Origin of the sequence: Spirosoma soli, from assembly GCF_042684525.1 — a bacterium.
Taxonomy (GTDB): Bacteria; Bacteroidota; Bacteroidia; order Cytophagales; family Spirosomataceae; genus Spirosoma; species Spirosoma soli.
This window is the reverse complement of sequence record NZ_JBHULN010000029.1, coordinates 20,554-46,720: the sequence shown is the minus strand read 5'-3', so window position 1 is coordinate 46,720 and position 26,167 is coordinate 20,554. Positions and strand designations below refer to the sequence as shown.

The 26,167-nt window shown below is 50.8% G+C and carries 18 protein-coding genes; 1 reads left to right on the top strand and 17 read right to left on the bottom strand.

Going from position 1 to position 26,167, the window contains the following annotated elements; genetic code table 11:
- Window positions 1-63 precede the first annotated feature (63 nt).
- From ACFSUS_RS28080 to ACFSUS_RS28040, 9 genes are all read right to left on the bottom strand, one after another.
- A complete protein-coding gene (locus ACFSUS_RS28080) occupies window positions 64-879 on the bottom strand; it encodes a serine hydrolase (protein WP_381528293.1) in 816 nt (271 codons plus the stop codon).
- A gap of 69 nt (window positions 880-948) precedes the next feature.
- Window positions 949-2,052, bottom strand: a complete 1,104-nt coding sequence (locus tag ACFSUS_RS28075; RefSeq protein ID WP_381528290.1) for a vWA domain-containing protein — start codon at window positions 2,050-2,052, stop codon at window positions 949-951.
- Between the two features lie 99 nt (window positions 2,053-2,151).
- Complete coding sequence (locus tag ACFSUS_RS28070) at window positions 2,152-2,493, bottom strand: hypothetical protein (protein ID WP_381528287.1); 342 nt, start codon at window positions 2,491-2,493, stop codon at window positions 2,152-2,154.
- A 130-nt stretch (window positions 2,494-2,623) separates the two neighbouring features.
- Entirely contained in the window at window positions 2,624-3,547 is a 924-nt protein-coding gene (locus ACFSUS_RS28065; RefSeq protein WP_381528284.1) for an aspartate carbamoyltransferase catalytic subunit, read from the bottom strand.
- 90 nt (window positions 3,548-3,637) lie between these two features.
- Entirely contained in the window at window positions 3,638-3,991 is a 354-nt protein-coding gene (locus tag ACFSUS_RS28060) for a DUF5615 family PIN-like protein (RefSeq protein WP_381528282.1), read from the bottom strand.
- Window positions 3,988-4,290, bottom strand: coding sequence for a DUF433 domain-containing protein (locus ACFSUS_RS28055; RefSeq protein ID WP_381528279.1), 303 nt, complete (start codon window positions 4,288-4,290; stop codon window positions 3,988-3,990). Before ACFSUS_RS28055 ends, ACFSUS_RS28060 begins: the two co-directional genes overlap by 4 nt.
- An 83-nt stretch (window positions 4,291-4,373) precedes the next feature.
- Window positions 4,374-5,822, bottom strand: a complete 1,449-nt coding sequence (locus tag ACFSUS_RS28050) for an efflux transporter outer membrane subunit (protein WP_381528277.1) — start codon at window positions 5,820-5,822, stop codon at window positions 4,374-4,376.
- A gap of 28 nt (window positions 5,823-5,850) precedes the next feature.
- Complete coding sequence (locus ACFSUS_RS28045) at window positions 5,851-9,051, bottom strand: efflux RND transporter permease subunit (protein WP_381528274.1); 3,201 nt, start codon at window positions 9,049-9,051, stop codon at window positions 5,851-5,853.
- Between the two features lie 40 nt (window positions 9,052-9,091).
- Window positions 9,092-10,300, bottom strand: a complete 1,209-nt coding sequence (locus ACFSUS_RS28040; RefSeq protein WP_381528272.1) for an efflux RND transporter periplasmic adaptor subunit — start codon at window positions 10,298-10,300, stop codon at window positions 9,092-9,094.
- Between the two features lie 339 nt (window positions 10,301-10,639).
- Here ACFSUS_RS28040 and ACFSUS_RS28035 point away from each other — a divergent pair, with 339 nt between their 5' ends.
- Window positions 10,640-10,882, top strand: a complete 243-nt coding sequence (locus ACFSUS_RS28035; RefSeq protein ID WP_381528270.1) for a hypothetical protein — start codon at window positions 10,640-10,642, stop codon at window positions 10,880-10,882.
- A gap of 459 nt (window positions 10,883-11,341) precedes the next feature.
- Here ACFSUS_RS28035 and ACFSUS_RS28030 read toward each other — a convergent pair whose 3' ends face one another.
- From ACFSUS_RS28030 to ACFSUS_RS27995, 8 genes are all read right to left on the bottom strand, one after another.
- Entirely contained in the window at window positions 11,342-11,971 is a 630-nt protein-coding gene (locus tag ACFSUS_RS28030; RefSeq protein ID WP_381528319.1) for a Uma2 family endonuclease, read from the bottom strand.
- Window positions 11,972-12,018: 47 nt separating this feature from the next.
- Entirely contained in the window at window positions 12,019-13,554 is a 1,536-nt protein-coding gene (locus tag ACFSUS_RS28025; protein ID WP_381528268.1) for an alpha-amylase family glycosyl hydrolase, read from the bottom strand.
- 90 nt (window positions 13,555-13,644) lie between these two features.
- Window positions 13,645-15,219, bottom strand: coding sequence for an alpha-amylase family glycosyl hydrolase (locus tag ACFSUS_RS28020; RefSeq protein WP_381528267.1), 1,575 nt, complete (start codon window positions 15,217-15,219; stop codon window positions 13,645-13,647).
- An 81-nt stretch (window positions 15,220-15,300) separates the two neighbouring features.
- Window positions 15,301-16,353, bottom strand: a complete 1,053-nt coding sequence (locus ACFSUS_RS28015) for a SusE domain-containing protein (RefSeq protein WP_381528263.1) — start codon at window positions 16,351-16,353, stop codon at window positions 15,301-15,303.
- 67 nt (window positions 16,354-16,420) lie between these two features.
- On the bottom strand, window positions 16,421-18,013 hold the full coding sequence (locus ACFSUS_RS28010) for a RagB/SusD family nutrient uptake outer membrane protein (RefSeq protein WP_381528258.1): 1,593 nt from the start codon (window positions 18,011-18,013) through the stop codon (window positions 16,421-16,423).
- A gap of 49 nt (window positions 18,014-18,062) precedes the next feature.
- Window positions 18,063-21,077 (bottom strand): SusC/RagA family TonB-linked outer membrane protein, encoded by a 3,015-nt coding sequence (locus ACFSUS_RS28005; RefSeq protein ID WP_381528256.1) that lies wholly within the window; start codon window positions 21,075-21,077, stop codon window positions 18,063-18,065.
- A 206-nt stretch (window positions 21,078-21,283) separates the two neighbouring features.
- Window positions 21,284-23,233 (bottom strand): helix-turn-helix domain-containing protein, encoded by a 1,950-nt coding sequence (locus ACFSUS_RS28000; protein WP_381528254.1) that lies wholly within the window; start codon window positions 23,231-23,233, stop codon window positions 21,284-21,286.
- Window positions 23,234-23,284: 51 nt separating this feature from the next.
- The gene (locus ACFSUS_RS27995) at window positions 23,285-26,164 is read right to left on the bottom strand and encodes an alpha-amylase family glycosyl hydrolase (protein ID WP_381528253.1); all 2,880 of its coding nucleotides are present in this window, start codon (window positions 26,162-26,164) and stop codon (window positions 23,285-23,287) included.
- Window positions 26,165-26,167 lie beyond the last annotated feature (3 nt).

Here is a 26,167-nt window from a genome sequence, read left to right as displayed (position 1 = left end):
ATCTGACTACGCTGGCATCTAACATAATATTGTTCAGTATTCAGGAGGCCTTTGAGGATAAACCTAACTACTAAATAGCTTATAACATTGTAACGCCATCTCGGCAATAATCCGCTCGGCTTCAAAGGTTGACGTGCCCTGGACGAAGATTGATAATAAGAATGGCTTCTTAGCATAAACGACTCCTGCGTCTCCTCGTATATAGCTCAACGTTCCCGTCTTATGGGCGATCACTACGTCCTTAGGGAGTAAACGTGGAATGGTAGCCGTATCCGCATTCTCTTTAAGAATAGTAAGCATTTGCTCACAAAGCTCGGGCGTTGCCACCTGGTGACGGTAAATCATTTCGAGCAGGCGGTTCATTTCCCTCGCTGTTACATAATTCTCTCTTCCCTGTTTGGCCGCCAGCGTGTCCATCATGACTCGGTTGAGCTGACTTTGGGTGAGCCCAAGCGCTCGAATACGTTGGTTGATAGCGTCGCGGCCAAGTTCATTGATGAAAATATTAGTGGCCGTATTGTCGCTGTACACCATCATCAGCCGGAGCAAATCACGGTAACTGATGCGGCTGCGGTGCGAGTACGTCTTCAACACGCCATCACCACCGGTTTTCTCAGAATCGGTTAGAATGTGAATTTCGTCCAGATCCAATGTTCCTGCTTTAGCCCGCTCCATTGTTTCGAGCATAATGGGCAGTTTAATCACACTAGCCGAAGGAACCCGTTCATCAGCGTGATAAGTAAAGACAATGTTGCTGTCCGCTAGTGATTTAACGGCGATGCTGACTCGTGTTGTTGATGGAAGTCGATGCAGATAGGCCGTAATTGAATCCGTCAACGCTGTTGCCGTCCGTGATTGGCCAGAGGTATTGAGAACCATACACAAAAGCAAAGTCGAGGCAATGGCCCCGACTTTACAAACTATTATTGGTTGTCTGTTAATCACTGCTTATTTAATGTTCTTACGCCGGTTGCGTTGGAAATCCTCAAACATCATATTACCCAGACCCTGCAAACCGCTGTAATACGCCCGGCCGTTGTTCACCTTGGTGAACTCCTGCACAAATTGCTTTAGATACGGGTCCGAAGCAATCATGAACGTCGTAATCGGAATCTCCAGTCGGCGGCATTGCGCAGCCAGCGTCAATGTTTTACTGACTACTTTGCGATCAAGCCCAAACGAGTTTTTGTAGTACTTGATGCCTTCTTTCAGGCAGGTTGGTTTCCCATCCGTGATCATAAAGATCTGCTTGTTCTTGTTTTTCCGCCGACGAAGTAAATCCATCGACAGTTCAAGTCCGGCGACGGTATTCGTATGGTACGGACCAACTTCCAGATAAGGCAGGTCTTTCGCTTGAATCTGCCAGGCATCGTTACCAAACACCACAATGTCGAGCGTGTCTTTGGGGTATTTCAGTTTGATCAGTTCAACCAGCGCCAACGCCACTTTCTTCGCGGGCGTAATGCGGTCTTCGCCGTACAAAATCATCGAGTGACTAATGTCGATCATGAGCACGGTCGAGGTTTGCGTTTTTTGCTCTTTCTCGGTGACTTCAAGATCGCGCTCCATAAGCCGGAATTCGTCAACACCGCTGTTGATCTGCGCGTTCTTGATGGATTCCGTCATCGAAATCTGCTCCAGGGTATCTCCGAACTGATACGTGCGCAGATCGCTGCTCAGTTCGTCGCCGGTGCCGGTGTAAGGTGTGTTGTGATTACCACCCGATTTGGAGCGTTTGAGCTTGCCAAAAATCTCTTCAAGAGCCGACCGACGGATGGTTTGTTCGCTTTTGGGCGTCATCACAATGCGGCCTTCCTCGTTCTCTTCGGTCAGGTAGCCTTTTTCTTTCAGGTCATCGAAGAAGTTACCAATGCCGTATTTGTCGTCGGTAAGGCCGTATTGCCGGTCGAGCTGGCTCATCCAGGACATAGCCTGCTCAACGTCACCGGAGGTCAGTAGTAACAGTTGCTGGAAGATGTTCAGCAGCTGGTCAAACTTGCTACCTTCCTTCTGTTCGGGGGGTATAAAATCGGAAAATTGAAAGCCTTTCATTAGTCAGTTGTTAAAGACGCCGGTGGCGTCGATGCGTCGGTCAGGTAGATAGTTGGAGAACAGTCCGATTTGCGGATTTGTTCGGTCTGTAGCTGTGACTTACAAATCAATGTTAATCGTGAAATCGGGCAGTACATCTTCGCCGGACAACGCCAGGGTTGATCCCTGACGAATATCGATCGAGCCATTTTCGCGATAGATAAATGCATGTTTACCTGTCCGGTCAATCAGCCAGCCCAGTCGACAACCGTTATCGCGGTACTCTTCCATTAAGCCCGTCGATGAGTCAAAAGCATACCCAAGTTTAGTACGGCGATTCCAGAATCCTACTTCAACCGATAGTTCGAAGTTGTAACGTCCTGTTTCTGTTCCAGTGGGGGTATAAAAATAATATTTCCGTTCGCGTCGCGTTCCAGCTTCGTTGTTTCGTTGGCCTGACATAAGGCGAAGAAGAAGTCGTCGTCGAATTCCCGGTAACGGGGCGGATGTAGGGTACGAAGTTCCAGGTCCATGGCTGCAAGTGCTTTTATCAAATATAACGAAAAGATTCCCTCGATCAGTTATCTGGTTCTTACAACTGCGCCAGCAGATACAGCACGGCCATGCGGACGGCCACGCCGTTTTCGACCTGGTCGAGAATGATCGAATGCGAGGAATCGGCCGCATCTGAGGTAAGTTCAACCCCCCGGTTGATGGGGCCGGGATGCATCAGCACGATAGGCCGATCCAGGTCGTCCAGCATCTGCTTAGAAATGCCGAAATAGAGGGAGTACTCGCGCAGCGAGGGGAAATATTTGATCTGCTGACGCTCTAATTGAATTCGGAGTACGTTCGCTACGTCGCACCACGCCAGGGCCGCTCGAACATCGTGCCCAACCTGCACTCCCAATGCTTCGATATGCTTTGGTATAAGTGTCTTAGGCCCGCACACCATCACTTCAGCTCCTTGTTTCTGCAAACAGAAAATGTTAGATAAGGCTACGCGTGAGTGCGTGATATCGCCGATAATAGCGATGCGTTTGCCTGCTACGTCGCCCAGCTTTTCACGGATAGAAAATGAATCGAGTAAAGCCTGCGTTGGGTGTTCGTGGGTACCATCACCCGCGTTGACAACATTGGCTTTAATGTGCTTGGTCAGGTAATGCGGAGCGCCGGGACTGCTGTGTCGCATGACTACCATATCGACCTTCATGGCCAGAATGTTGTTGACGGTATCCAGCAGGGTTTCGCCTTTTTTCACCGAGCTGCCCGATGCCGAGAAGTTAACAACATCGGCTGAGAGCCGTTTTTCGGCCAGCTCGAAGGAAAGTCGGGTACGCGTTGAATTCTCGAAAAAAACGTTGGCAATCGTCACGTCACGCAACGAAGGAACTTTCTTGATGGGGCGGTTAATGACGTCTTTAAATTCCTTAGCCGTTTCCAGAATAAGCTGAATGTCGGATTCGGTCAGGTCTTTGATGCCCACCAAATGGCGGACGCTGAGAGATTGGGCCATGGGAGCGATACGGACAAAATTAGGCAAAGATAGGCGGTAGCGGCAAGTGAACTAGCCACACCAATAGAAGCTCACTTCATTTACAAACAATTAATGCCAAATCTTTAATACAAACTGATTGAGCTCGATTACATCAGCTGTTTCCAGCGCATTCAGCAAATTGTGGAAGTTGGCTCGGAACAAGTTCATTAACTGCCGATTTTTGAGGTTGCCAGTTGTCAGGTAAACTAACTTATAAGGTTGCTGCTTAATCAGATATGTCCTAAGGAAATCCTCGTCTTTAGGAATGACAACTCGTTGTTCAGCCATGCTACGTTCGCAGATGTAGCCATCAGGTATACGACTGTTGGTCAGTAAGGTTGTTACATGAACCGCATCCTGTCCTTTTTCTTGCAACCAGTCTGCCAGCAAATAAGGCAACTGTTCATCCACCAGAAACCTCATGCGGCTAACGGAATAGTGCTGAAATGGGCTAGTTGTACCGCATAGTTCAGACAAGCCTGGATGTCTTCTGGTTCGAGACCAGGGTAGTCTGCCTGTATTTCGTCCCAAGTCATATTACTAGCCAGTAATTCGAGAACCGTAGTCACGAGCAGTCTTGAACCACGGATGGTGGGCTTGCCATGGCAAATCTCTGGGTCTATGGTAATCCGAGTGAGCATCGTTTTTACGTTTTTGATAAATCTCTTACCCTGACAGTCATGTTCGCTGGCTGAATGGCGGACGTTGAGAGATTGGGCCATGGGAGCGATACGGACAAAATTAGGCAAAGATAGGCGGTAGCGGCAAAAAATAACCTGCTTCATCAGTCACCGCCCATCCCATGCTACCGCCAGCCACCGCCCAGTGCCTCATAAAGGGACACAACGGCCTGAAGCTGTTGAAGTCGGTCATTAACGCCGTTTAGTTGGGCGTTCAATAAATTTTGCTCCGCAGTCAGTACGTCCGTGTAGTTGGTGTTAGCCGTAAACTTCAGTAACTCTTTTGTATACGAAACCGCTTTTTCCAGAGCGGCTAGCTGATACTGACGAGCGTTCGCTTTCTCGACTCCCATGTTGTAGGAGAACAGGGCATTCGATACTTCCTGACCGGCATTTAGCAGTGTAGATTGATACGTAAAAAACGCCTGGCTCTGGGTTGCTTCGGCTTTGCGCAGTCGCTGACGATTAACGCCCTGATTGAAAATAGGCTGCGTTAATCCGCTGACTAGACTGCCGTAGAAGGTGCCGTCAAAAAAGCCTCGGAGTGTGTTGGCTGTAGCCCAACCGCCGTTCCCCGTAATGGTTAAGGATGGATAGAAGTAGGTACGGGCTACGTTGGTCAGTTCAAAGGCATTGCGGAAAGCCAATTCGGCTTCCTGCACGTCGGGGCGGTTGCCAAGTAGTTGCGCCGGCAAACCTGTCTGGAGAGAGGCAACCGTCGGCTGGTCGTCTAACCGGGCCCGGGGAATGCTATCGGGCGGCATCGCCAGCAAAATACTCAGCGCATTCTCGGTTTGACGAATGTTTTGTTTGATGTCGGGTAGGGTTACTTCGGCGGCATATCGGTTCGCTTCGCTTTGTACTACGTCGGCCCCGGTTACTACGTCACCTTCCTTCAGGGCCTTGGTAATGTCGACGTCTGTTTTTCGAATGTCGATGGTGGCTTTGGTGATCTCCAGCTGTTTATCATAAGCCATTAACGCATAGTAATTAGTGGCAATGTTGGCCACTAACTGCGTTTGCACGGTCCGTCGGTACGCGTCACTGGCGAGATAAGCCGCCAGATTGGCGCGTTTTGTACTACGTAGTTTCCCCCAAACGTCGGCCTCCCAACTGCTGCTCCCGGTTAACGTAAACTGCTTTATCGTCGGAATAGTAGTTGGACTAGCTGTGGTAGCTCCGTTTCCAGCATCTGAACTCTTGATGTTAAGCGACCGTAACTGCACCGATGAGGATTTCGATACCGTAAAGCCGCCGTTTGCGCTGAGCGTTGGAAAAAAAGCCAGCTTACTCTGCTGTAGGTCTGCTTCGGCCGATTGCATCCGGGCTACGGCAATTTTGAGGTCCAGGTTGTTGTTAATGCCCTGCTCAATTAGGCGTTGGAGAATTGTATCCGTAAACATTTGCCGCCACGACAAACTGGCTAAGTTCGTAGAGTCAGTCGTTTTGACGCCCCGGTACAAATTGGTGGAGGGGGAACCCGGCGCTTGATAGGGGGTTGTGACCCGACAGGATTGCAGCAATAGGCCCAGCAGCACGACGGCAACTAAGGGCCGAGTGAGTAGTCTGTTCATGGTGGTTATAGGCTGTGGATTGGATGGGCTACGCATCCATCTCGTTTGTAGTCAGTTGCGTACTTGGACTGTTAACGTTTGCCGGATGGTCATCATCATCTGGGTCAGGCTGGCCAGGCGCCCCGCTGATTTTCTCCTGAAGGCCCTGAAACAATAAAAACAGCGGAGGAATGGCGAATACACCCAGGAGGGTTCCGAAGAGCATACCGCCGATGGCACCCGTACCAATGGAGCGGTTACCCTGCGCCCCGGCACCACTGGCGAACATGAGCGGTAAGAGGCCAAAAATGAACGCAAAAGAGGTCATCAGAATAGGCCGTAAGCGTGCTTTGGCTCCCTCAATAGCCGACTCCAGTAGCCCCATCCCGTTTCGGCGTCGCTCAATGGCAAACTCGACAATCAGAATGGCGTTTTTGGACAGTAAGCCAATCAGCATAATGAGCGATATCTGCAAGTAGATGTTGTTGTCCAGCCCAAACAAATGGGCAAAAACGAATACTCCGGTTAACCCGATAGGTAACGACAGCAGGACGGCGAAGGGCAATAAATAACTTTCGTACTGGGCGCTCAGCAGCAGGTACACAAATGTTAGAGACAGAATGAACAAATACACCGTTTGTGAACCGACGTTCTGCTCTTCACGGCTGATGCCCGAATACTCGAAGCCGTAACCCGGTGGTAACGTTTTGGCGGCTACTTCCTGAATGGCGTTGAGGGCTTGCCCAGTGCTGTAGCTTGGATTGGGTGAGCCATTGACCGAAATAGACGTAAACAAGTTGAAGCGGGAAACACTCTCCGGGCCATAGATGCGCTTGAGTGTCACAAACTCCGTAATCGGGGCCATGGTATTACTCGACGTTCGAACCGCTATTTTGTTGAGTCCGCCTGGGTTAGCGCGGTAATTTGTGTCGGCCTGCATGATAACCCGATACTGCTTTCCAAACTCGTTAAAGTTAGATACGTAGGAGCTGCCGTAAAAGACCTGCATGGCGTTCAATACGTCCGTCACGGCGATACCGGCTTCGGTGCATTTCGGTACGTTGACATCTAGCCGATATTGGGGGAAATTGGGGTTAAAAGGCGTAGCTACGTATTGGATCTCCGGACGTTTCCCCAGTTCGCCCAGAAAGTTTTGGGACACTTTATAAAAGGCATCCATAGTATGGCCGCCTTTATCCTGCAATTGAAACGTAAAGCCACCACTCGTCCCGAAACCGGTAATGGTTGGTTGTTGCAGAAACACAATGCTCGCGTTATGAATCCCGGCCGACTTTTGTTTTAGCTTCTGAATGACATCATCGTCGGTCACGCCCGGACGGTCATCCCAGGGCTTCAGCTTCAGAATGATCAGGCTGTAGGCACTTCCGTTACCGGCAATGAAGTTCTGTCCCAGGTTACGAAGGCTCGTCTGCACTTCCGGAATGGTATGGGCAATGCTATCCACCTGATTAGCAACCGCAGTTGTCCGCTCCATCGATGAAGCGGGAGGCAGCGAGATGTTAACGAAGATCACGCCCATGTCTTCTTTGGGTACGAAGCTCGATGGCGTGTTTTTCAACAGCAGATAAAAGGCGCTGCCAAAGACCCCAACCGCAACGAGTACCAGCCATTTTCGGGCCGACAAAAAGCTTATAGAACGGCTATATTTTACAGTCAAGGCGTCGTACGCTGCGTTGAAGCCAACCCCAAACCGCTGAAGTACACTGCGCTTTTCTGTGTTATTACCGTGCTGGGGTGGTTTGAGAAACAGCGCGGCTAATGCGGGGCAGAGTGTTAGCGCGTTAACGGCTGAGATAATGATGGCGATGGCCAGAGTGATGCCGAATTGTTTGTAAAACACGCCCGCCGAACCAGTGATGAACGTAACGGGCAGAAATACCGAAGCCATTACCAGGGTGATAGAAATGATAGCTCCCGAAATTTCGCCCATGGCATCGATGGCTGCCTTTCGGGGCGATTTGTAGCCGCTTTCCAGCTTCGAGTGGACGGCCTCAACAACCACAATAGCGTCGTCGACGACAATGCCAATGGCCAGCACTAAGGCGAACAGGGTGAGAAGGTTAATACTAAACCCGAACAAGTACAGAAAGAAAAATGTACCAGTGATGGCAACGGGAACGGACACCCCGTGAATAATGGTTGACCGGAAATCCTGAAGAAAAATGAAGATGACCAGGAATACGAGCGCAAAACATTCCAGCAACGTATGAATCACTTTGCTGATCGACGCATCCAGGAATTGATTGATGTCGACCAGATACACAAAGTGGATGCCGGGCGGAAACGACTGGGCGGCCTGCTCAATTACTTTTTTAGAGTTATTGATCACATCACTGGCGTTGGAGCCGGGCGTCTGGCTAATGGCTATTCCGACGGACTGCTTGCCATTTGTGGTCGTGAAACTAGAGTAGGTTTGCGAACCCAGCTCAACGCGGGCAATGTCTTTGAGTCGTAGAAACTGGCCGTTACCGGTCGATTTGATGATGATATTCCCAAACTGGTCGGTCGATTGCAGGCGACCGCTGTAGCGGATGACGTATTGAAACGCCTGGTTGTCGTTCTCGCCAAATTTACCCGGTGCGGCATCGACGTTCTGTTGCGTTAGAGCCTTCGATACGTCATCCGATGTGATGCCATATATGGCCATCACATCGGGTTTGAGCCACACCCGCATAGAGTACGTTTTGGCTGAGCCAAAAACGGCGGCACTGCCAACGCCATTAACCCGCTGCAACTGCGGAATGATGTTAATCGCTGCGTAGTTCTGCAAAAAGGTCTGGTCGTAGGCCTTGTTGTCGCTGTAAATAGAAGTAATTAGCAGATTGCTGCTCTGTTGTTTTCGCACCGTTACGCCTGCCTGAATAACTTCTTGAGGTAGCAGGCTGGTAGCCGCCGAAATGCGGTTTTGTACGTCGACAGCGGCCTGGTTGGGATCGGTGCCTACGCCGAAGAAAACACTGATGCTGCCTGCCCCATCGTTCGTAGCCGTAGAGGCCATATAGGTCATGCCCTCAACCCCGTTGATTTGCTCTTCGAGGGGAACAATGACGCTCTTTAGCACCACATCGGCGTTGGCTCCACTGTAACTGGTCGATACCTGTATGGTGGTTGGCGATATATCGGGATACTGTGCGATGGGTAACTTGACTAAACCGACGATGCCTAGCAAAACAATTAGTACCGAAATAACCGTACTGAGAACCGGGCGTTCTATGAATGTCTTTAGCATAATGAATGAGAATAAGACTGAAAAAAGCCGGAACCTGTCGCTACTGCTCTTCCTGATCTTTGTTGATCCGGTACACTTTGTCAGGCTGAACCGTTCGGGGTTTTATGAGTACACCGTCTTTGAGGGCATTCCCTCCGTCGAGCACAACACGGTCGCCTGGCTTAAGGCCTTGTTGCACAACGTAGTACTGGCCGTCGGGCGTGGGCGTTACGGTTACTGCCGTAGTATAGACTTTATTACCTTGGCCCAGGGTGTACAGAAAGTGCTTATCCTGTAGTTCGTAGGTAGCACTCTGTGGGACGATCAAGGCCGAGTCCAGCGTGCGGGGAATACGTACGGTACCGCTGTTACCGCTACGCAGTAACCCCAGCGGATTAGGGAAGGTAGCTCTGAAATTACTGGAACCCGTCTGCGTATCGATCTGACCAATAGCGGTTTTTATCCGGCCTTTGTAGCCATAAACTGAGCCGTCGGGCAGGAGCAGCATAACGTCGGGGACCTTAGTTAATTTGTCTTGCAAGGTACTTCCCTTGACATCGCGGGTAAAGTCGAGCAGTTGTTTCTCGTTCAGCGAAAAATAGGCGTACACTTTACTAATGCTCGAAATTGTGGTCAGCGGGTTCGTTGTTGTACTCGTTATCAGGCTTCCGATTTTGTAGGGAATGGAGCCAATAACACCACTGACCGGACTAGTAATGAGGGTATAGCCGAGGTTCGTTCGGGCATTGACGAGCGTAGCCTGAGCCTGGGCCAGCGCTGCCTCCTTAGAGTCGAGGGTATACTGCGCTGACTCCAGTTGATACTTGCTAATGATATCTTTCTCCACCAGCGGCCTCACCTTATTAACGGCCATCTGGGCAGCATTCACATCGGCCTGGGCCGTCTGGATGCCAGCCTGAGCAGTCCGTACATCCTGCGCGTATTGAGGAGCATTGATGCGGAAAAGCCGCTGATTTTTCGTGACGGTCGCGCCTTCATCGACATAGATTGCTTCTACGTACCCGTCTATTTTCGGGCGAATTTCAACGTTTTGCTGTCCCTGAATGATGGCCGGGAAGTCGGTGTAAAGCGTCACCTGGCGAGGGTTAACTGTCAGAACCGAGTATGTTTTGGGCTGGCTCTGCGTTTTGTCGTCTTTTTTGCCACTATGGCTGCTACACGACGCCAGCAATAGCCCAGCTGAGAATGATAGAATTAATAAGTGCTGTCTTTGAGTAAGGAATGGTGTATGTTTTTGTCTTGTTTCCATAACATATCCTGTTGTTTTCGGATACGGTAGAAACATCTGGTTAGCTGCACAGAGTTATTAGAAAACGGTTAAAAAGCGAGGAGTCAAGGATTTGCGCGTGTGAATCGGCGAGTTTGGGCGCTGAATAGCCAATAATTTACCAGTTGATTTTTAGAAAGTATCAACTGTAATGCGGTAAGGTCGGTGATAGAGCAGCATTCATATTCTTTATCAGCCTGACTGGAGTTAATACCCCATTATCAGAACTGGAATACAAGCGAAAACGTGGTGATCTGTTCATAAAAGTAGGTTCTAATATCTTGTTTATATCGCGTATCATCAAGTAAAGTGCATCTGTTTATGGAAACGTATTCTGTCGAGATACTCAACCCAAAAGCAACTAAGCTTTTGCAGGATTTAGCTGACTTAGAGTTAATTAGAATCGAGCCTACGGGATCATTGGCCAATGTTGTCAACGATGAGGAAGAGACAAAAGCACGGGCGGCTATTTTGCGGGGTAGCCCAGATATGAATCTGGAAGCTATGCTGGAACACCTACGCGAGTCACGTCAGGATCGTAAATTGCCTTTTCGGGATGAGTAATGAAGTTGTTTGATTCAAACCTGATTATTTACTCGGTCTCGGACAAGTATAGGCAGCTACGGCTAATGATTACCGAGCCGGATGCAGTAGTCTCGGTAATAACCAAAGTGGAGGCACTAGGCTATCACAAACTACCCGCCGATGATAAAGATTACTTCGAGACGCTATTTGCATCCATCCGCATGATTTCAATAACAGAAATGGAAGAACTTTGCAAAAATACTAAGTATCGATCCTTACAGTGTTGACTGGAAAGGGCCCATCAAAGCATTACTGCAATTTCCTATGACATTCTACATATCTCATTTGCCTGAGAGTGTTATAGCGAAAAAAGTAATTCTCACATTGATAGAAAAGTTGTATTGGGTAATCGACTCAGGTGAAATTGATTTTAACAAGGCTGTCAAGAAGTATCAACTTAGCCACTTTTTTATTGGCCTTGGATAGGATGACAAGAGATTACCCCACTTTCACATGCTCATAGACCTCACTCACCTTCACCGCACAACCGGCTACGGTAACCGTCTGGTCGGGTTGTTCGGCGAAGGTGTTGAGCCAGTCGTTGGTATCGCCGACGCGGGTAAAGAGATCAAGGCGGATTTCGTCTTGTGATACCCGAACGTACTGGTGTAGGGTTGGTATCTGCTTGTAGGCATACCATTTCACAGCCTCGGCCAGACGTGGCACCGCGTAATCGTTGGTTGTCTCCGATAACACCTCAATCAGTACAGTTGGATTTAAGGTGGCCTGCATCCGGGGCTTGAACTGGTAAAACTGCGATTCGCCACAGACAACCATCACATTGGGGTAATAGTAGTTTCCGGTTTGTGGCGTAAACAGCATATGATCACTGGGATACACGCGGCAGTTGGTACCGTTGAGTGCTGCGAATAAAAGACCAGTCAGGTTGGCCACAATCAGGCCGTGGTTTTCAGAGGTGTAGGGCATTAGTCGAATCTCACCGTCAATATATTCATGTTTGCGTACGGAGCGTATTTCACCCTCGAAATACTGCTCCGGCGTTGCTTTACGACGACGTTGAGAAACTCCCTTCCGGGAACGGGAACGACATACTTTTTCGGCCTGCATACGAATCAAAGGAGGTTTGATAAAGATACTACTTTGCCTGAAATTGCCTATTCAATCACCACACAGCTGTAACCAGGCACCCTCACCCAATCATTCTCAAACGAGCTACCCGGTACAGTTTCAAATACAATGCGTTGGCACCAGGCCTCGTCCGGCGAGAAGACCACGTTAATCGGTTTGCCGGTCATATTGTGAACAATCAGCACCTGCTGATTATTAGCCCCTTTACGAACGAAAGCAATAATTCCTTTTTGCTGGATACCCGCTGGTTGCAACCGGCTGAGGTTGTCGTTTAAAACCGAGTGACTGTTGCGGTAGGCAATGACTCGTTTGTAATGATTAAATAACGAGTCTGAGTCATTACGTTGCTCGGCCAGCGGACGAATGGTTTGACTAGTGGTGTACTTGCCGCGTCGCCAGCGGGTTCGCTGTTTGTCTTTGGCGCGGATGTCCCATAAAAACGGCTCCCGCAAGTTCTCATCCGGTTTTAAGCCAAGCATGCCGATTTCTTCGCCGTAGTACAAGTAGGGGAGACCAGGCAATGTCAACAGCAGATTCGCGGCAACTTTCAGATGGTTCAAATTGCCCTTCAGCAAGCTACCAATACGATTCTGGTCGTGGTTCGAAAGAATCAGGGCATCAATGAACTGCGGATTGGTCGCTGCGAACGTTTTGTGAATATAATCCAGGAGGGCGACCAGGTCTTCGGTGTCATTTTCGTCGCGAACGATTTCTTCGATCACCAGGCGCAGGTCGAAATTAAAGTTGGCTTTCAAACCCTTGAAATAAGGCGCAATGTGCTCGGGACGCGTCCAGACTTCGCCAACTGTGTAGGCACCTGGCTTAGCGGCTTCCACTTCCCGGCCGAACTCCTGCCAGAACTCATGGTTCTTTGGTTCTTCAAACTCACGGTACAGGTGCCGGGCTGCGTCGAGCCGGAAGCCGTCGATACCAACGTCGGTAAGCCAGTAGCGAACAATCTTGAAAAACTCTTCCCGCACCGGTCGATGATCGAAATTTAGGTCGGGCATGCCTTTCCAGAACATACCGTAATACTGCTCCCGGTATTTAGCGCCCGGTACGGAATGCCATGGATTACGCTCGCCCGAGTCAGCTGTAATGTCGCGGGTGGCCAGGTTGCGCGCCTTAATTTCTTCTGGTGTAAGCCATTTGTAATAATGCCAGTAAGGGTTGGTAGGCCCTTTCTGGGCCTCCTGAAACCAGTGATGCTGCAAACTGGTATGGTGCAACACTAAGTCAATCAACACCGCAATGCCTCGCCGGTGTGCTTCGGCCAGGAGCCGCTTGAAATCGTCCAGCGTACCATATTCAGGATCGATGCTGTAATAATCCGTGACATCGTATTTATGATACGTCGGCGAGGGGTTAATGGGCATCAACCAGATCGCCGATATACCCAGCTCTTTTAAGTAATCGAGGTTGTTGGTTACTCCGTTCAGGTCGCCGATGCCGTCGCCATTGGAATCGGCAAATGAGCGAACGAAGATTTCGTAGTGAACGCCCGTATGTCCAACAGGCTGTAAGGAGGGGTAAGAATGGGTAAGCGAATTATCAGGCTGCATAGAAAATAAGCAATCAGGCGGTCCGGTGTGTTAGAATAATTGTATTTCTAGCGAACAGTGAAACCAGCCGCTGAGTTTTCGCTTCTTATCCTATTCAAGAATTGTACAACCGTAAGCCGGAATAGTTAACTGGTTCTTAGCCAGTCCAGCGCCGTTTACCGATTGAAAGGTAATCTTACGGTATGCTTGTTCGCTTGGCGTTAATCCTACTGAAATTGGTTTGCCGGTCAAATTCTGCACCACCAGCACCGACCGTTTTCCTGACTGCCGTACAAAGGCAACGACACCTGCCTGCCGAATACCCGTTTCAGCCAACTGGCTGAGGTTGTCGTTTAGCACAGCATGGCTGTTCCGAAACTGAATTAGCCGTTTGTAATGGGCAAACAATGACGTTGGATCAGCCTGCTGACGCGATAGCGGAGCCACGCTTGAATCGGTGGTGAACGTAGGTTTCATCCAGCGGGTGCGCTGTTTGTCCTGGGGTTGCCTATCCCACAAAAACGGCTCCCGAATGGTTTCGTCGGGCTTACGGCCTAACATGCCAAGCTCTTCCCCATAATACAGATACGGATTACCGGGCAGGGTGAGCAGGAGCGAAGCGGCTACTTTCTCGTGATTCAAATTGCCGTTTAGCACGCTGCCAATACGGTTTTGGTCGTGATTCGTCAGCATCGTGGCGTCAATGAATTGCGGATTAGCTTTGGCGTAAATGGCCCGATTGTGCGCCAGCATGGCAACCACATTGACCGAGTCGTTTTCCTGCGCAACTAGCTTTTGCAGAGCAAAGCTGAGATCAAAATTGAAATTAGCTTTCAAGCCCTGAAAATAGGGCGCTACCTGATCGGCTTTAGCCCAAACTTCGCCCACGGTATACGTGCCGGGTTTGGCCTGCTCCATCGTGCGGCCAAACTCAGCCCAGAACTGGTGGTTTTTCGGTTCGTCCTGGTCGGGGTAAATGTGCCGGGCTGCGTCGAGCCGGAAACCGTCTACACCCACCTCTGTCAGCCAGAACTTTCCGGTTTTGTAAATCTCCTGTCGAACGGCCGGTTCGTCATAATTCAGGTCGGGCATACCGCTCCAGAACATACCGTAATATTTGGCGGCTGCCTGGTTATTAGCGACATGCCACGGACTGCGCTCGCCCGAGTCGGCGGTAGCTTCACGAGTGGACAGGTTCAGCGAGTCAATTTGTGCCTGTGTCATCCAGACGTACCAGTTGCGGTAAGCTGCTGTCGGTCCCGATGCTGCGTCCCGGAACCAGGGGTGCTGGTTGCTGCTGTGGTTAATCACAAAATCAATGATGACTTTAATATTACGTCGGTGCGCTTCGGTCAGTAGCCGTTTAAAGTCAGCCATCGTACCATATTCAGGGTCAATGCCGTAGTAGTCCGTTACATCGTACTTATGGTAGCTGGGCGAAGGACTAATGGGCATCAACCAAATCGCCGAGATACCCAGGTCTTTTAAATAATCTAAACGGGACGTAACACCATTAAGGTCGCCAATGCCGTCGCCGTTGGAGTCGGCAAACGAGCGAACGAATATCTCATAGTGAACACCTGTATGGCCCGGCCTGGATTGGCCGGTTGGCTTACTGCCGGACTGAGCCAATGCCTGAGTCGCCAGCAGACCAAAGCAGAGGAGGTAACGATTGAGGAAATGCATAAAAGGAGGTCATGAAAAATCTGCACAGCGAAAGAGAAACTCGCTTCCTCACTGTGCAGATTGTGATAAACGGAACGTCTGTTATTGCTTCGTCAGCGTGTAGGTGTACTTACCGGCTTTGCTCAGGTCCAGCGTTACGAGGTACTTGCCCGCAGCTGGCACTTTAATGTTGTCGCCACCTGCATCGAGTATACCATCCGCTTTTGTATCGCCGAAGTTGATGTCCCAGGCATCGTTGGCCCGGAACTTAAAGTCGTCGGCTTTGAGATCGAGCGTTACCTTCCAGGTGTTCGAGGTAGCGTCGTACGTCATGGGCGTACTGGCGTCCCAACCTTTGGGCGTTGCCGCACCAACAATGCCCCACTGCGTTTTTGTAGCGGTCCAGGTTTGCTTGCCGAGATCGACCCGCATCAGGTAATAGCCAGGGCTGTCAATGCTTAGGTTACCTCCGGTAGTCGATAACTTGCCGACACCGCCCGTGCCATAGTTCGTATTGTCCCAGTTTGGCGCAGAGGTTAGTTTAAACTCCGAAGCGGCTGCGAAATAGATATAGCCTTCGTAGGAACCATCACTGTTCACCAATGTCAAACTGGACGCCTTGTCCGGCGACCAACCTTGATAAGCGCCGGGAACGTACAGGGCAGTCGGATAAGTGGGCGCTGTTGAAAACGGTGTACCCGTGATGGTCGTGCTGTTCGAGTAGGCCGGTGCGAAGTTTGTCCGGGCCGGGCTTGTGTTGGTTACCACCGTCGACTTAACGCTAATGTCAACCTGGCCCTGTGTTCCCGGCTGAACTCCCGCTCGCAGCATCAGCGCATTCAGTTCGCCTACCGTGAACGACTTGCTCAGACTGGTTCCGTTGTCAATCATAATGGTATCCGCAGCACCCTTGCGAATCACTTGTAAGGCATATGCAACGGCTGCATTGCTATACCCGTAGTTTGGGGGTGTCCAGGTTAGGGTTAAAGCGGGTTTGGCCGCATCGGCGCTGGTCAGCGTAACGCTCTGAGCCGTTGATGTCAGCGTAGCCGGTGCTTGCTGACGAAGTACCAGCCGGTCCTCATCTTTTTCGCAGGCGGTAAACACGGCCAGCGCCAGACCTGCCAGCAAGAAATTCTGAAAAATTGATTTCATTGATGTTGTCTTGTTATGTGTTTCATAAACCGTGGGTTCAAACCCACGGCTTATGAAACCGATATGATTAATAACCTGGGTTCTGCGTTAGCGTTGGGTTCGCGATGCGGTCAGAGGCTGGAATGGGGTAGATATTACGAAAATCTTCAACGGCACGACCGTCTTTCACGCCACCTTTCCACGGCCACAGGTACGTGGCGGTGGTGAATCGGCCATAGCGAATCAGGTCCGTCCGGCGGTTCGCTTCCCAGTACAGTTCACGCGCCCGCTCCGACAGAATGAAGTCGGGCGTAAGCGCGGTTACGTTGGCAGCCCCAGCGCGTTGCCGGATCTGATTTACGTAACCGAGGGCCGTCGTTTGATCGCCACCGGTACCACCCCGAACAACGGCTTCCGCATACATCAGGTACACGTCCGCCAAACGAAACATGGGGAAGTCGGTGTCGACGAAATCGCCCGCCTGGTCGGAGCCTTTCACGCCCGCCGAGGTCACGTTTTTGTACTTGGTAATGGCATAACCTTCGGTAAACGTGGCGATGTCGTTAATGTCTAGGTTCTGTCCATCGGTGAAGAACATCGCCCGCTTGTCGGTTTTGCCCGATGGATCTTCATACTGGCTCACGAACGCTTTTGTGGTACGAAGTCCAGCCCAGCCGCCGTTAATGCCGAAGTCATCTTTATTCATCTTGCCGCCCACCGGTGCGTGAACCAGGAACGTAGTGCCGCCGTAGGTTTTCGTCCGGGTCCCGTCGAACGTGATGGGAAAGATGATTTCCCGCGAATTGTTGTTGTCCGCCAGGAACAGGTTTTGGTAGTTTGGCTCCAGCGTGTAAGCGTTCGCGGCAATGACTTTGTTGGTGTATGTTACAACGTCATTCCAACGAGCTGTGCCCGTATATACCTGAGCGTTCAAATACACTTTAGCCAGTAAGGTCCAGGCAGCCGCCTTGTCGGCCCGCCCGTATTCGCCCGCCCGTGGGGCAGCTAAATCCGTCTCAATGGCCTTCAGCTCCGATTCGATGTACGCGAACAGGTCCTGCTTATTGGTCTGCTTAGGCAGAAAAGCTCCTACTGCATCAGCTTCGGTTACGAACGGTACGTTACCGCCAAACAAATCGAGCGCGTGTGAGTAAGCCAGTGCCCGCAGAAACCGGGCTTCGGCACGGTACGCTTTGGCATCGGCCGCTGCCTGGCCCGAAATGCCCCGTTCGGCCAGCTTAGCATCCGACGTCTCCCGAATGAATTCGTTGCAGGACGTTACCAGTACGAAAATTCGATCATACATAGCCCGAACAAATTCATTGCCCGAGGTCCAGTTCATGTTATGATAGTCCTTGATCGAGCCATCGTTCCAGCCAATAACGGCCTCGTCGGTGGGTAGCTCCTGGGCCATCCAGTATTGTCGCAGGTAACTCGACGCTCCCTCGTCGATGATGCCCAGGTCGGGTTTGCCCGACGGCCCCTGCTGACCCGTCAGGGAAAGCATACCGTAGAGCTTGGCCAGCACAGGTTTATAGTTGGCCGGGTCTTTATAGACGGATACGGACGTTACGTCGTAAATCGGTTGCCGGTCCAAATCCTGTACGCAGGACCACGTGGCTGTAGCCAGCACCGCGGCCAGCATACCGACTTTGGTTATTGTTTTTAGAATACGATTCATGGCGTATGATGATCGAATAGTCAACGAATGATTCGGTTTGACGAGTTGGTTAGAAGTTTGCGTTCAGGCCCAGTGAGAAAATACGCGGACGGGGGTAGAAATTGTTGTCAATACCGCCCGAAATCTCCGGATCAAGACCTTGATATTTCGTAATCACAAAGGCGTTCTGCACGTTAGCCGTGGCCCGCAGCGAAGACGACTTGCCGAAGACCCGGCCGAAATCGTAACCTACGTTGACGTTGTCCATCCGCAGAAACGAAGCGTTTTCCAGGTAGTAGTCAGAAAGATACTGATCACTACCCCCAACGAAGCCAGACGTAAGCACTTCGGTTGAGCCGTTTCGTAGGTAAGGCGCGCCCTGTACGTTCAAAAGGCCGGTTCGGGTGCCGGTGCTCGACCGAACATTGTTATACACGTAGTTGCCTACATTGCCCCGTAACACAAAACCCGCGCTGAATCTTCCGTAAGTGAGTTGCGACGTAAAGCCCAGGAACAACTTCGGGTTTGGCGACTTATACCGGTACCGATCTTCGATGGTAAACTTACCGTCGCCATTCAGGTCCTGATAGACGCCTTCAATGGGTTTGCCCGACTCGTCGTACACCTGCCTGTAGACGTAAAAGGCGTTGGTTGGGAAGCCCACCGTATGAATCTGAACTTTGTTGCCCGTTCCGCCCGATATATTATCACCCGTCAAAATGCCGGGATCGTTCGGCGTCGGAACCTTCGTCAGATTCGTGATTTTGTTCTCGTTGTACGTGATGTTGAAATTAACGTCCAGATTCAGCCCTTCCCGGCGGATTGGGTTGGTATTCAGAGTAAACTCGATACCCTTGTTTTCCAGGTTACCCACGTTGGTTAGCAACTGGTTGGTCAGGTTTGAGCCAGCCGCTACGGGAATGACGCTCAACAGATCTTTGGTTTTCTTCTGATAAACGTCAATGCTACCCGAGATACGTCCGTCGAAGAACGCATAATCGACAGCCGCGTTGATAGCCTGCGTTTCTTCCCACTTAATATTGGCGTCGTAGCCTTCAGCCCGCAAGGTCCGGTAATAGGCATTGCCAAACTGGTACTGAGCCGTTGGGTCGCTCAGGGTGTACCGCGGCAAGTACGGATAGTCGCTCAATACTGCGCCAAAATCCTGCTGACCCGTTACGCCATACCCAACCCGCAGTTTAAGCGCCGACAGCGCCGTTACGCCCTTCAGGAAAGGTTCGTCTTTTAAGCTCCAGGCCAGACCAGCCGATGGAAACCAGCCCCAACGATTTTCGGGGCTAAAGCGCGAGGTTGCATCCCGGCGCAGGGTAGCGGTCAGCGTGTATTTTTCGTTGAACGTATAGTTCGCCCGGCCGAAGAAAGCCAGCAGCGTGTACTGTGTTTTGAAGGGCGTACCGGCTGGTGCAAACTCTGTATTGTCAGCCCGGCGGGTTGGGTAGCTTGGGTTGTCGCGGATAAAATCCTGGTACGAATAACCGCCCGTTACGTCTACCCGGCTCCGGATGGCCTTCAAGTCCTTGGCGTAGTTCAGATAGAATTCCAGCGTTTTGTTGGTGCGGCTCTGCGAACTTTCGTTGTTCTGTCCGCCCTGATTAAACAGCGAAGCTGCGCTTGCCGGTACGAAATTCAGACCGCTTGACGACGAGATGTCATAGCCCAGGTTTAGGTTCGCCCGCAACTCCGGCAAGAAGTGAAACTTGTAGTCGAACGCTACGTTGCCAATGCTACGATTTACCGTGGTTTTGTCAGAGCGCTGGTTCAATAGACCAACTGGGTTGCGCGGAGCTGAGGTATTCGGATTGTTACCGTCGAGCCATTCGAAATAGCCACCAAAGGCCCGTTCCTGTCCACTATAAACCGGCTGGGTCGGGTCGAAGGCGATGGCTGAACCGATGGCTCCCTGATCAGCAAACGTATTGTTGATGATCGACCCTTTCAGGTTAATATCCACTTTGAGATGGTCCTGAAAGAAACGGGGCGTTGCCGATACCGCTGCCGACACCCGCTGAAAGTTCGAGGTTTTTAGCACCCCGTTCTGATCGAGATAGCCAAGTGACACCCGATACGGCATTTTGCGGTACGTGCCCGATGCGCTTACGTTCGCATCAACGCTGAACGCCGGGTGGTAAATCTCTTTCTGCCAGTTCGTATTCGCGGGACCCAGCAAAGCTTTTTGAGCAGCAGTACCATACGTATTTACAAATGTAGTGAACTGATCTGCCGACAAAACCGGTACCAGTTTCGAGTTCACCGATACTGATCCCAGCACGCTGGCGTTGATCCGTAGCTGATCGCCCTGCTGGCCGCGCTTGGTCGTAATCAGAATAACTCCGTTCGCAGCACGAGCGCCGTAAATAGCGGCCGCCGATGCGTCTTTTAACACCGTAAAGGTTTCAATGTCCTGCGGGTTGATTAAGCTCAATGGGTTCGATGCGCCCGAAATACCACTGTTATCAACCGGTAACCCATCGATAACCACGAGCGGATCGTTACTGGCGTTGAGCGACGAGCCACCCCGAATGCGAATTGTACTGCCACCGCCCGGCTGGCCGCTGGGGGGCGTAATTTGTACGCCAGATAGCTTACCCGCAATCAGTTGCTCGGGCGTGACGACGTTCCCTTTCTGGAATTCTTCGGACGAAATAGCGGCAATAGAGCCGGTTAGGTCTTTCCGGCGTTGCGTACCGTAACCAACCACGACAACTTCGGTCAATGATTTAGAATCGTCGGCCAGCACAACATCAATCGTGGAGCGACCGTTGGCAACGGCTTCTTGTGGAGTTTTGCCAATAAAGCTAAATACCAGCGTAGCATTCGGCTCTACATTTGTCAGCTGATAAACACCATCAGCGTTGGTTTGGGTACCCCGGTTGGTGCCTTTAATCTGTACCGTTACGCCGGGGAGTGGCGTACCGTCAACTTCTTTAACGAGACCGGTTAAGGTCTGGCCCTGGGCCATTACGGATAAATTGCCGAAGAGTGTGAGAAGCGTGAGTAATGTCAGTCGTACCCGCAGGGCAGACGCATTACCTCGGCGAAACCTTTCAGGAAAGAGTTTCATCATGAGACTGAGTTATAATGGTTTGTTCAGGTTTTTTTGACTCGTATGTTCTATACAGTCAAATAATTCTGACAAAAGTACCATTATACTTCTGTCCTGTCGCCCCACTTTACGAAGCCTTTTTATTTTGAAGATAAATTTTATAAATGGCTGTAAGTCAAAGTACTAACTATGGCGTCTGTACGTGCCTACTTACGAAAGTGGTACGTTTAGAGCGGATGTTCGTCACTAACCATGTTAAAATACTCTTTAGGCGTCTGATTGGTCAGCTTTTTAAAGGCTCGATTGAAGGCGGTTTTAGAATTGAAGCCGACTTCGAAAGCCAGACTCAGGAGCGTATAACTTTTTGACTTCGGATCATCCATCCGTCGTTTGAGTTCTTCGACGCGGTATTGGTTGACAAAATCAAAGAAGTTCTTGCCAAAGCCATCGTTGATGACTTTCGACAACACGTGCGGGGGCAGCTTTACACCACTGGCCAATTCATGAATTGTCAGGTTTGGATTGGTGTACGGTTTATGCTCGTCCATATACACCTCCACACTACGCTGCAGCTGCGCAAGATTAACCACCGGGGCTGATTTAACTGGGGTTGGCCGGTTATCCGAGTTGGCAGATAAAGCAGAAGTCACCGGAGCTAACTGGGCTGTAACGGGTGATTCGGGCAGAGGAGGAACAACTTCCTCGAAAAAGCCTCCTGATGGGTTATTCGCCAGTTGCGGCTGTGGTAACTTAAAGATTTCCGGCTGGTGAACCGCCACGTAGCCCAGGAAGTAGGTAATCGTTGAGAACGCCAGCCAGATCATATCGACATTTTGCCCGGCCAGCACATGCACATCAAACGTAATGAATCGGCTGGCCAGCATCAGCCCAAACAGGAACGTCCACAAGACCAGGCATACGGCCTGAATGAGCAAGACTGTGTTTAAGTATTGTAAATTCTGCTCGTAGGAAATGCTCGTTCGGTAATGCGTTTTATAGGCCCTGATCGTCCGGCGACAAATGAACCAGTACGTTGCATTAAAAATCAAAGCTAAGAAACCCGTTACCAGAAAAACCGCCCGCAGCGTGGGGTCTTGGTTGACAATCTTGAGCTGGAAAATCTTACTCTCCATCAGAAAGTAAGGCAAATACACAAAGAACTGAATAACAATCGGAATGAAGTGATACACCCAGCTACGAGCCGGTAAGCCGGTGTCGAACAGCAGCCGCCGAACGTAGAAATAAAAGAGAGGTGCGTACAGAAACCAGATAAAATCAGGAACCAACAGCAGCTTGGTATATACCTGAGCGACATCGCGGTAGCTACTGACAACTTTGAGCAGAACGAACAGCGATGCAATGCCTAAAAGCGCTACCAGCCAGCGATTGGCAATGCGGTTGTAGTTCTGAATGCTCGGAATGGCAATTAATAACAGCAACCCCTGAAAGCACGAGAACAGCATGAGCAGGTCATACAACGAGTAGAACTGGAACGTGCTGGTCAGATCTTCCCAACTCTGTATCGTAATGTCGATGTCCTGATTACCCGCTTCCAGCCGGGTTATAACACGGTTTGGGCGAGACTTCCCGCTCTCGCGACCTTCGACCGAATCCCAGTTGCCGCGGGTAAACTTGTATTCCATCACCGGAGCGTCGGAATGAACCGTGATTCGATACGTACCGTCGACTTGCCGTTGTAATTTGTAGCGAGGATCGCCGGGGTTCCATTTGTTAAACGTGCCAGTGATGTATAGACTGGCGTCATGCGGTGTATTGGCGGGAACATCGGTCAGCACAAACTTATAGGCTGGTTTCTGCTCCCAACCCGCTATTTCCACGCGAATGAGCGAAGGACTGTCGGCGGTACTTTGGTCAAACAACCGGTTGGCGATGCCCTCGCCTTGTGCATCGCCCTCCGTTAAGGTCCAGTTCCCCTGCGTAAACTTGTATTCAAACCGACGTAGCGTATCGGGTAGCGTAATGGTGTACCAGCCGTTGGGTTGGCGTTTCAGCGAAAAACGAGGGTCGCCGGGATTCCAGTTGTTAAAATCGCCGGCCATGAACAAACCCGATCCGGTCGGCGAGAGCGCGGGGTATTTCACCACCTCCACCCGGATCTGTGCCCAGGTAAGTGCTGCGGTGAGCCAACACGCCAGAAAAAGGCCGAGCCGAATCATGGATTTGTGCTTATCGGTTTTTGTTAACTCAGCATACCCGCCGACCAGATGCTACCGTTTTACTACTTTTAATGTCTGCTGCCAGTCGCCCTGCTGTATCCGAAGAAAGTAAATGCCGGGCGATACTGATTGCAAATCAAGTGTTTGCTTTAGCTGGTTTGCGGTCTTCTGAGCACGTACTACTCGGACAGCGCGCCCGGTCGCATCGCGTACTGTAAACTCAACTACCCCCCGATAACTACTGTTCACATCGACCAGGGTCTGGTGATCAACCGGATTCGGCGAAACGCTAAGCTGACCATGGATGGGGTCATCAACGGCCGTAACCAGGTTGGGTAAAGCCGCAACCGGAATCAGACCCGCTTCTGGTTTAGGAAGCTGGCTGGTTGTGAACAGATGAAAAGCGCCGGGTTCGAGTATAATCGGTTGGTTATTATCGGCCACCGTCAGCTCTTGTCCCGAGAAGTAATCATACCATTTTCCGGCGGATGGAGCACCCAGATTGACGGTCTGAGGACGTACATCAAAATTGCCAATGAGAAACACGGTGCCCGATGAACTCCGTAATGTCAGCCGTTTGACGGGGTTAGCAAAGTCGGTTGTAAAATCAGTGCTGGCAAAAGCAGGCACGGTTGTTTTAAGCTTGATCAGTTCACTATATACTTTGTATAGCTTCTGGCGTTGTGCATCCTGGTAATACTCCCAGCGAACCGGTTTGGCGGCTGTACGGCAATCGTTTGTTATGGTTGTTCCATCCGAGCAGGTATTGATGGAAAGATCGTAACCCAACTCACCGAATTGCCAGATCATTTTCGGACCGGGCGTTGTCAGCAGGAAAGCGGCAGCCAGCTTGGCGCGGTCGAGAGCGGTTGGTAACGACTTGACATTGTAACTTCCTTCGGTTACGCCGTTTGTGCGCAGGTCATACACAAGCCGTTCTTCGTCGTGGCTTTCGGCATAACCAATCAGGTTTGGCTGCTGAAAATTGCGCTTCTGATACGATAAACCCGAAAAGTCACCTTGGGCATTCCGAGTAGCTCCCCGGAAATCGCCGTTGTGATTGCCCCAGAGCAACATGCCATAATCGGCTAGTTCTTTTTCCTCCTGATTGTCGGCAAAATGCTCCAGGATAACGTAGGCTGTTGGGTCAACGGTGCGGATCTGGTCGTAAATGCGTTTCCAGATGGCCACCCGGCTGGCGTCGTATGCGCTCCAGGCGGCAACATCGTTACCCGTGTTCTTCTGCGTAAACCCTTTGGACAGATCGAAGCGGAACCCATCCACTTTATACTCCTGCAACCAGTATTTGCAGACCCGATCCACAAACGCTTTAGTGTCGGGGCTTTCGTGGTTGAAATCGAAGAAGACGCTGAATGGATGCGTGGCCTGCTGGTTGAAATACGGATTGTCGGCTGAGGGACGATCGCCCGCCCAGTACATCTTCACGTACGGAAACTCGTAATCGGCCTGATTCAGGACCATGTCCATTACCACGGCTATGCCTTGTTTATGGGCTGCGTCGATAAAGCGCTTCAAAGCATCTTTGGTGCCGTACGCTTTGTCGGGGGCAAAATAGAAAATCGGGTTATAGCCCCACGAATCGTTGCCCGAAAACTCGGTGACCGGCATCAGCTCAATGGTATTGATGCCGAGCCGCTTGAGGTAGGCGAGGCTGTCGGTTAGGGTTTGATAACTGCGATTCTGGACGAAGTCACGAACGAGTAGCTCATACACCACCATCGTATTGACGGCCGGGCGCTGAAAGCTTGCGGTCTGAAACACAAACGGAACCTGACCGGGCTGAAAAACAGATACTGTATTGCCCTGCGCTTTTTCGGGAAAGGCCTTCAGTCTCGGATACGTAGTGGCCGAAATAAATTTGTCGTTATTACGATCCAGGATTTTATCCGCGTACGGATCAGCCACTGCAATAGTACCATCGACCAAATACTGAAAAGCGGTTTCGGCGGTAGATAAACCCGATAACTCCAGCCAGTAGCGATTGCCATCGGGTGTGCGTTTCATCAGATACGCCGGGTCAATGGTCCAATTATTGAACTCGCCCAGCAGATGGACAAATTGCTTTTTAGGGGCGTATAACACCAACGTAACCCGACCAACATCTCCGCGTGTGGCGGCCGTGTAGTTGATGCCATCTCTCAAACCGGTTGGCAGCTCGGCAATGGTTGGCGTAGGAGCAATGCTGTAAAAAAACGTGTCGGCTACCGTTTCCTGCCCTGCCTTTGCTTGCAGAATAACCCTGCGTTGGGTTCCGGCTGGTCCGTTAGCTGAAACAGCATAGTTTAATGTATCGGGCCCGGCAGTGGTCACGATGGTTGAATCTAGCACGAGCTGCTCGTCAACCAGCAGCCGAAAATTGGTAGTCGAAGCCGATGAAACCGCCTGAATAGGAATTGATTCGTTGACTTTGATGAAGAAGGAGCGCTGGGTGGGCTTCAGACGAACCAGATTCAGCCGATTGTCGTAGATTGTCACGAACAAGTCTTCGGTCTGAGCCTTGCCGTCGCCACTCTTCAGCAGCACCCCCAAACGCCGGATCGGCGTTGGCGCTGGAACATTGAAATACGTACGGGGAACGAGTTTAATCTGCCACTTATCATTGCCGAGCGATGTCATTTTACCCGATGCATACGGGGCGTTAAAATTAGTTTGACCAGCGGGTTGAAATTCGAAGGCGTTACCGGTTGCCGTCGAGCCCGCCCCTGACCACAGATATACATCGTCCGTTTTACCCAGCAGGCCTTTTACCCGACTATCTTTTGACTGAGCCAGGTCAAAAATTAAGGTTACTTCGGCATCAGCCGTCGGAAAAGCGGGTTGAGTTGTAACAATAGGTAACGTACCCGTTTGGCCGTAAATAGCTCCAGATAGGTAGCAACAAAGAAACAGTAGTTGATAAAGTGTCTGCATACG

Bases quoted from the DNA above. Each gene is read 5' to 3' on its own strand.
- ACFSUS_RS28040 (WP_381528272.1), bottom strand. From the start codon at position 10,300: ATGGAAACAAGACAAAAACATACACCATTCCTTACTCAAAGACAGCAC.
- ACFSUS_RS28025 (WP_381528268.1), bottom strand. From the start codon at position 13,554: ATGCAGCCTGATAATTCGCTTACCCATTCTTACCCCTCCTTACAGCCT.
- ACFSUS_RS28035 (WP_381528270.1), top strand. From the start codon at position 10,640: ATGGAAACGTATTCTGTCGAGATACTCAACCCAAAAGCAACTAAGCTT.
- ACFSUS_RS28075 (WP_381528290.1), bottom strand. From the start codon at position 2,052: ATGAAAGGCTTTCAATTTTCCGATTTTATACCCCCCGAACAGAAGGAA.
- ACFSUS_RS28060 (WP_381528282.1), bottom strand. From the start codon at position 3,991: ATGAGGTTTCTGGTGGATGAACAGTTGCCTTATTTGCTGGCAGACTGG.
- ACFSUS_RS28010 (WP_381528258.1), bottom strand. From the start codon at position 18,013: ATGAATCGTATTCTAAAAACAATAACCAAAGTCGGTATGCTGGCCGCG.
- ACFSUS_RS28045 (WP_381528274.1), bottom strand. From the start codon at position 9,051: ATGCTAAAGACATTCATAGAACGCCCGGTTCTCAGTACGGTTATTTCG.
- ACFSUS_RS27995 (WP_381528253.1), bottom strand. From the start codon at position 26,164: ATGCAGACACTTTATCAACTACTGTTTCTTTGTTGCTACCTATCTGGA.
- ACFSUS_RS28080 (WP_381528293.1), bottom strand. From the start codon at position 879: ATGGTTCTCAATACCTCTGGCCAATCACGGACGGCAACAGCGTTGACG.
- ACFSUS_RS28050 (WP_381528277.1), bottom strand. From the start codon at position 5,822: ATGAACAGACTACTCACTCGGCCCTTAGTTGCCGTCGTGCTGCTGGGC.
- ACFSUS_RS28055 (WP_381528279.1), bottom strand. From the start codon at position 4,290: ATGGCCCAATCTCTCAACGTCCGCCATTCAGCCAGCGAACATGACTGT.
- ACFSUS_RS28065 (WP_381528284.1), bottom strand. From the start codon at position 3,547: ATGGCCCAATCTCTCAGCGTCCGCCATTTGGTGGGCATCAAAGACCTG.
- ACFSUS_RS28000 (WP_381528254.1), bottom strand. From the start codon at position 23,233: ATGATTCGGCTCGGCCTTTTTCTGGCGTGTTGGCTCACCGCAGCACTT.
- ACFSUS_RS28070 (WP_381528287.1), bottom strand. From the start codon at position 2,493: ATGTCAGGCCAACGAAACAACGAAGCTGGAACGCGACGCGAACGGAAA.
- ACFSUS_RS28030 (WP_381528319.1), bottom strand. From the start codon at position 11,971: ATGCAGGCCGAAAAAGTATGTCGTTCCCGTTCCCGGAAGGGAGTTTCT.
- ACFSUS_RS28020 (WP_381528267.1), bottom strand. From the start codon at position 15,219: ATGCATTTCCTCAATCGTTACCTCCTCTGCTTTGGTCTGCTGGCGACT.
- ACFSUS_RS28005 (WP_381528256.1), bottom strand. From the start codon at position 21,077: ATGATGAAACTCTTTCCTGAAAGGTTTCGCCGAGGTAATGCGTCTGCC.
- ACFSUS_RS28015 (WP_381528263.1), bottom strand. From the start codon at position 16,353: ATGAAATCAATTTTTCAGAATTTCTTGCTGGCAGGTCTGGCGCTGGCC.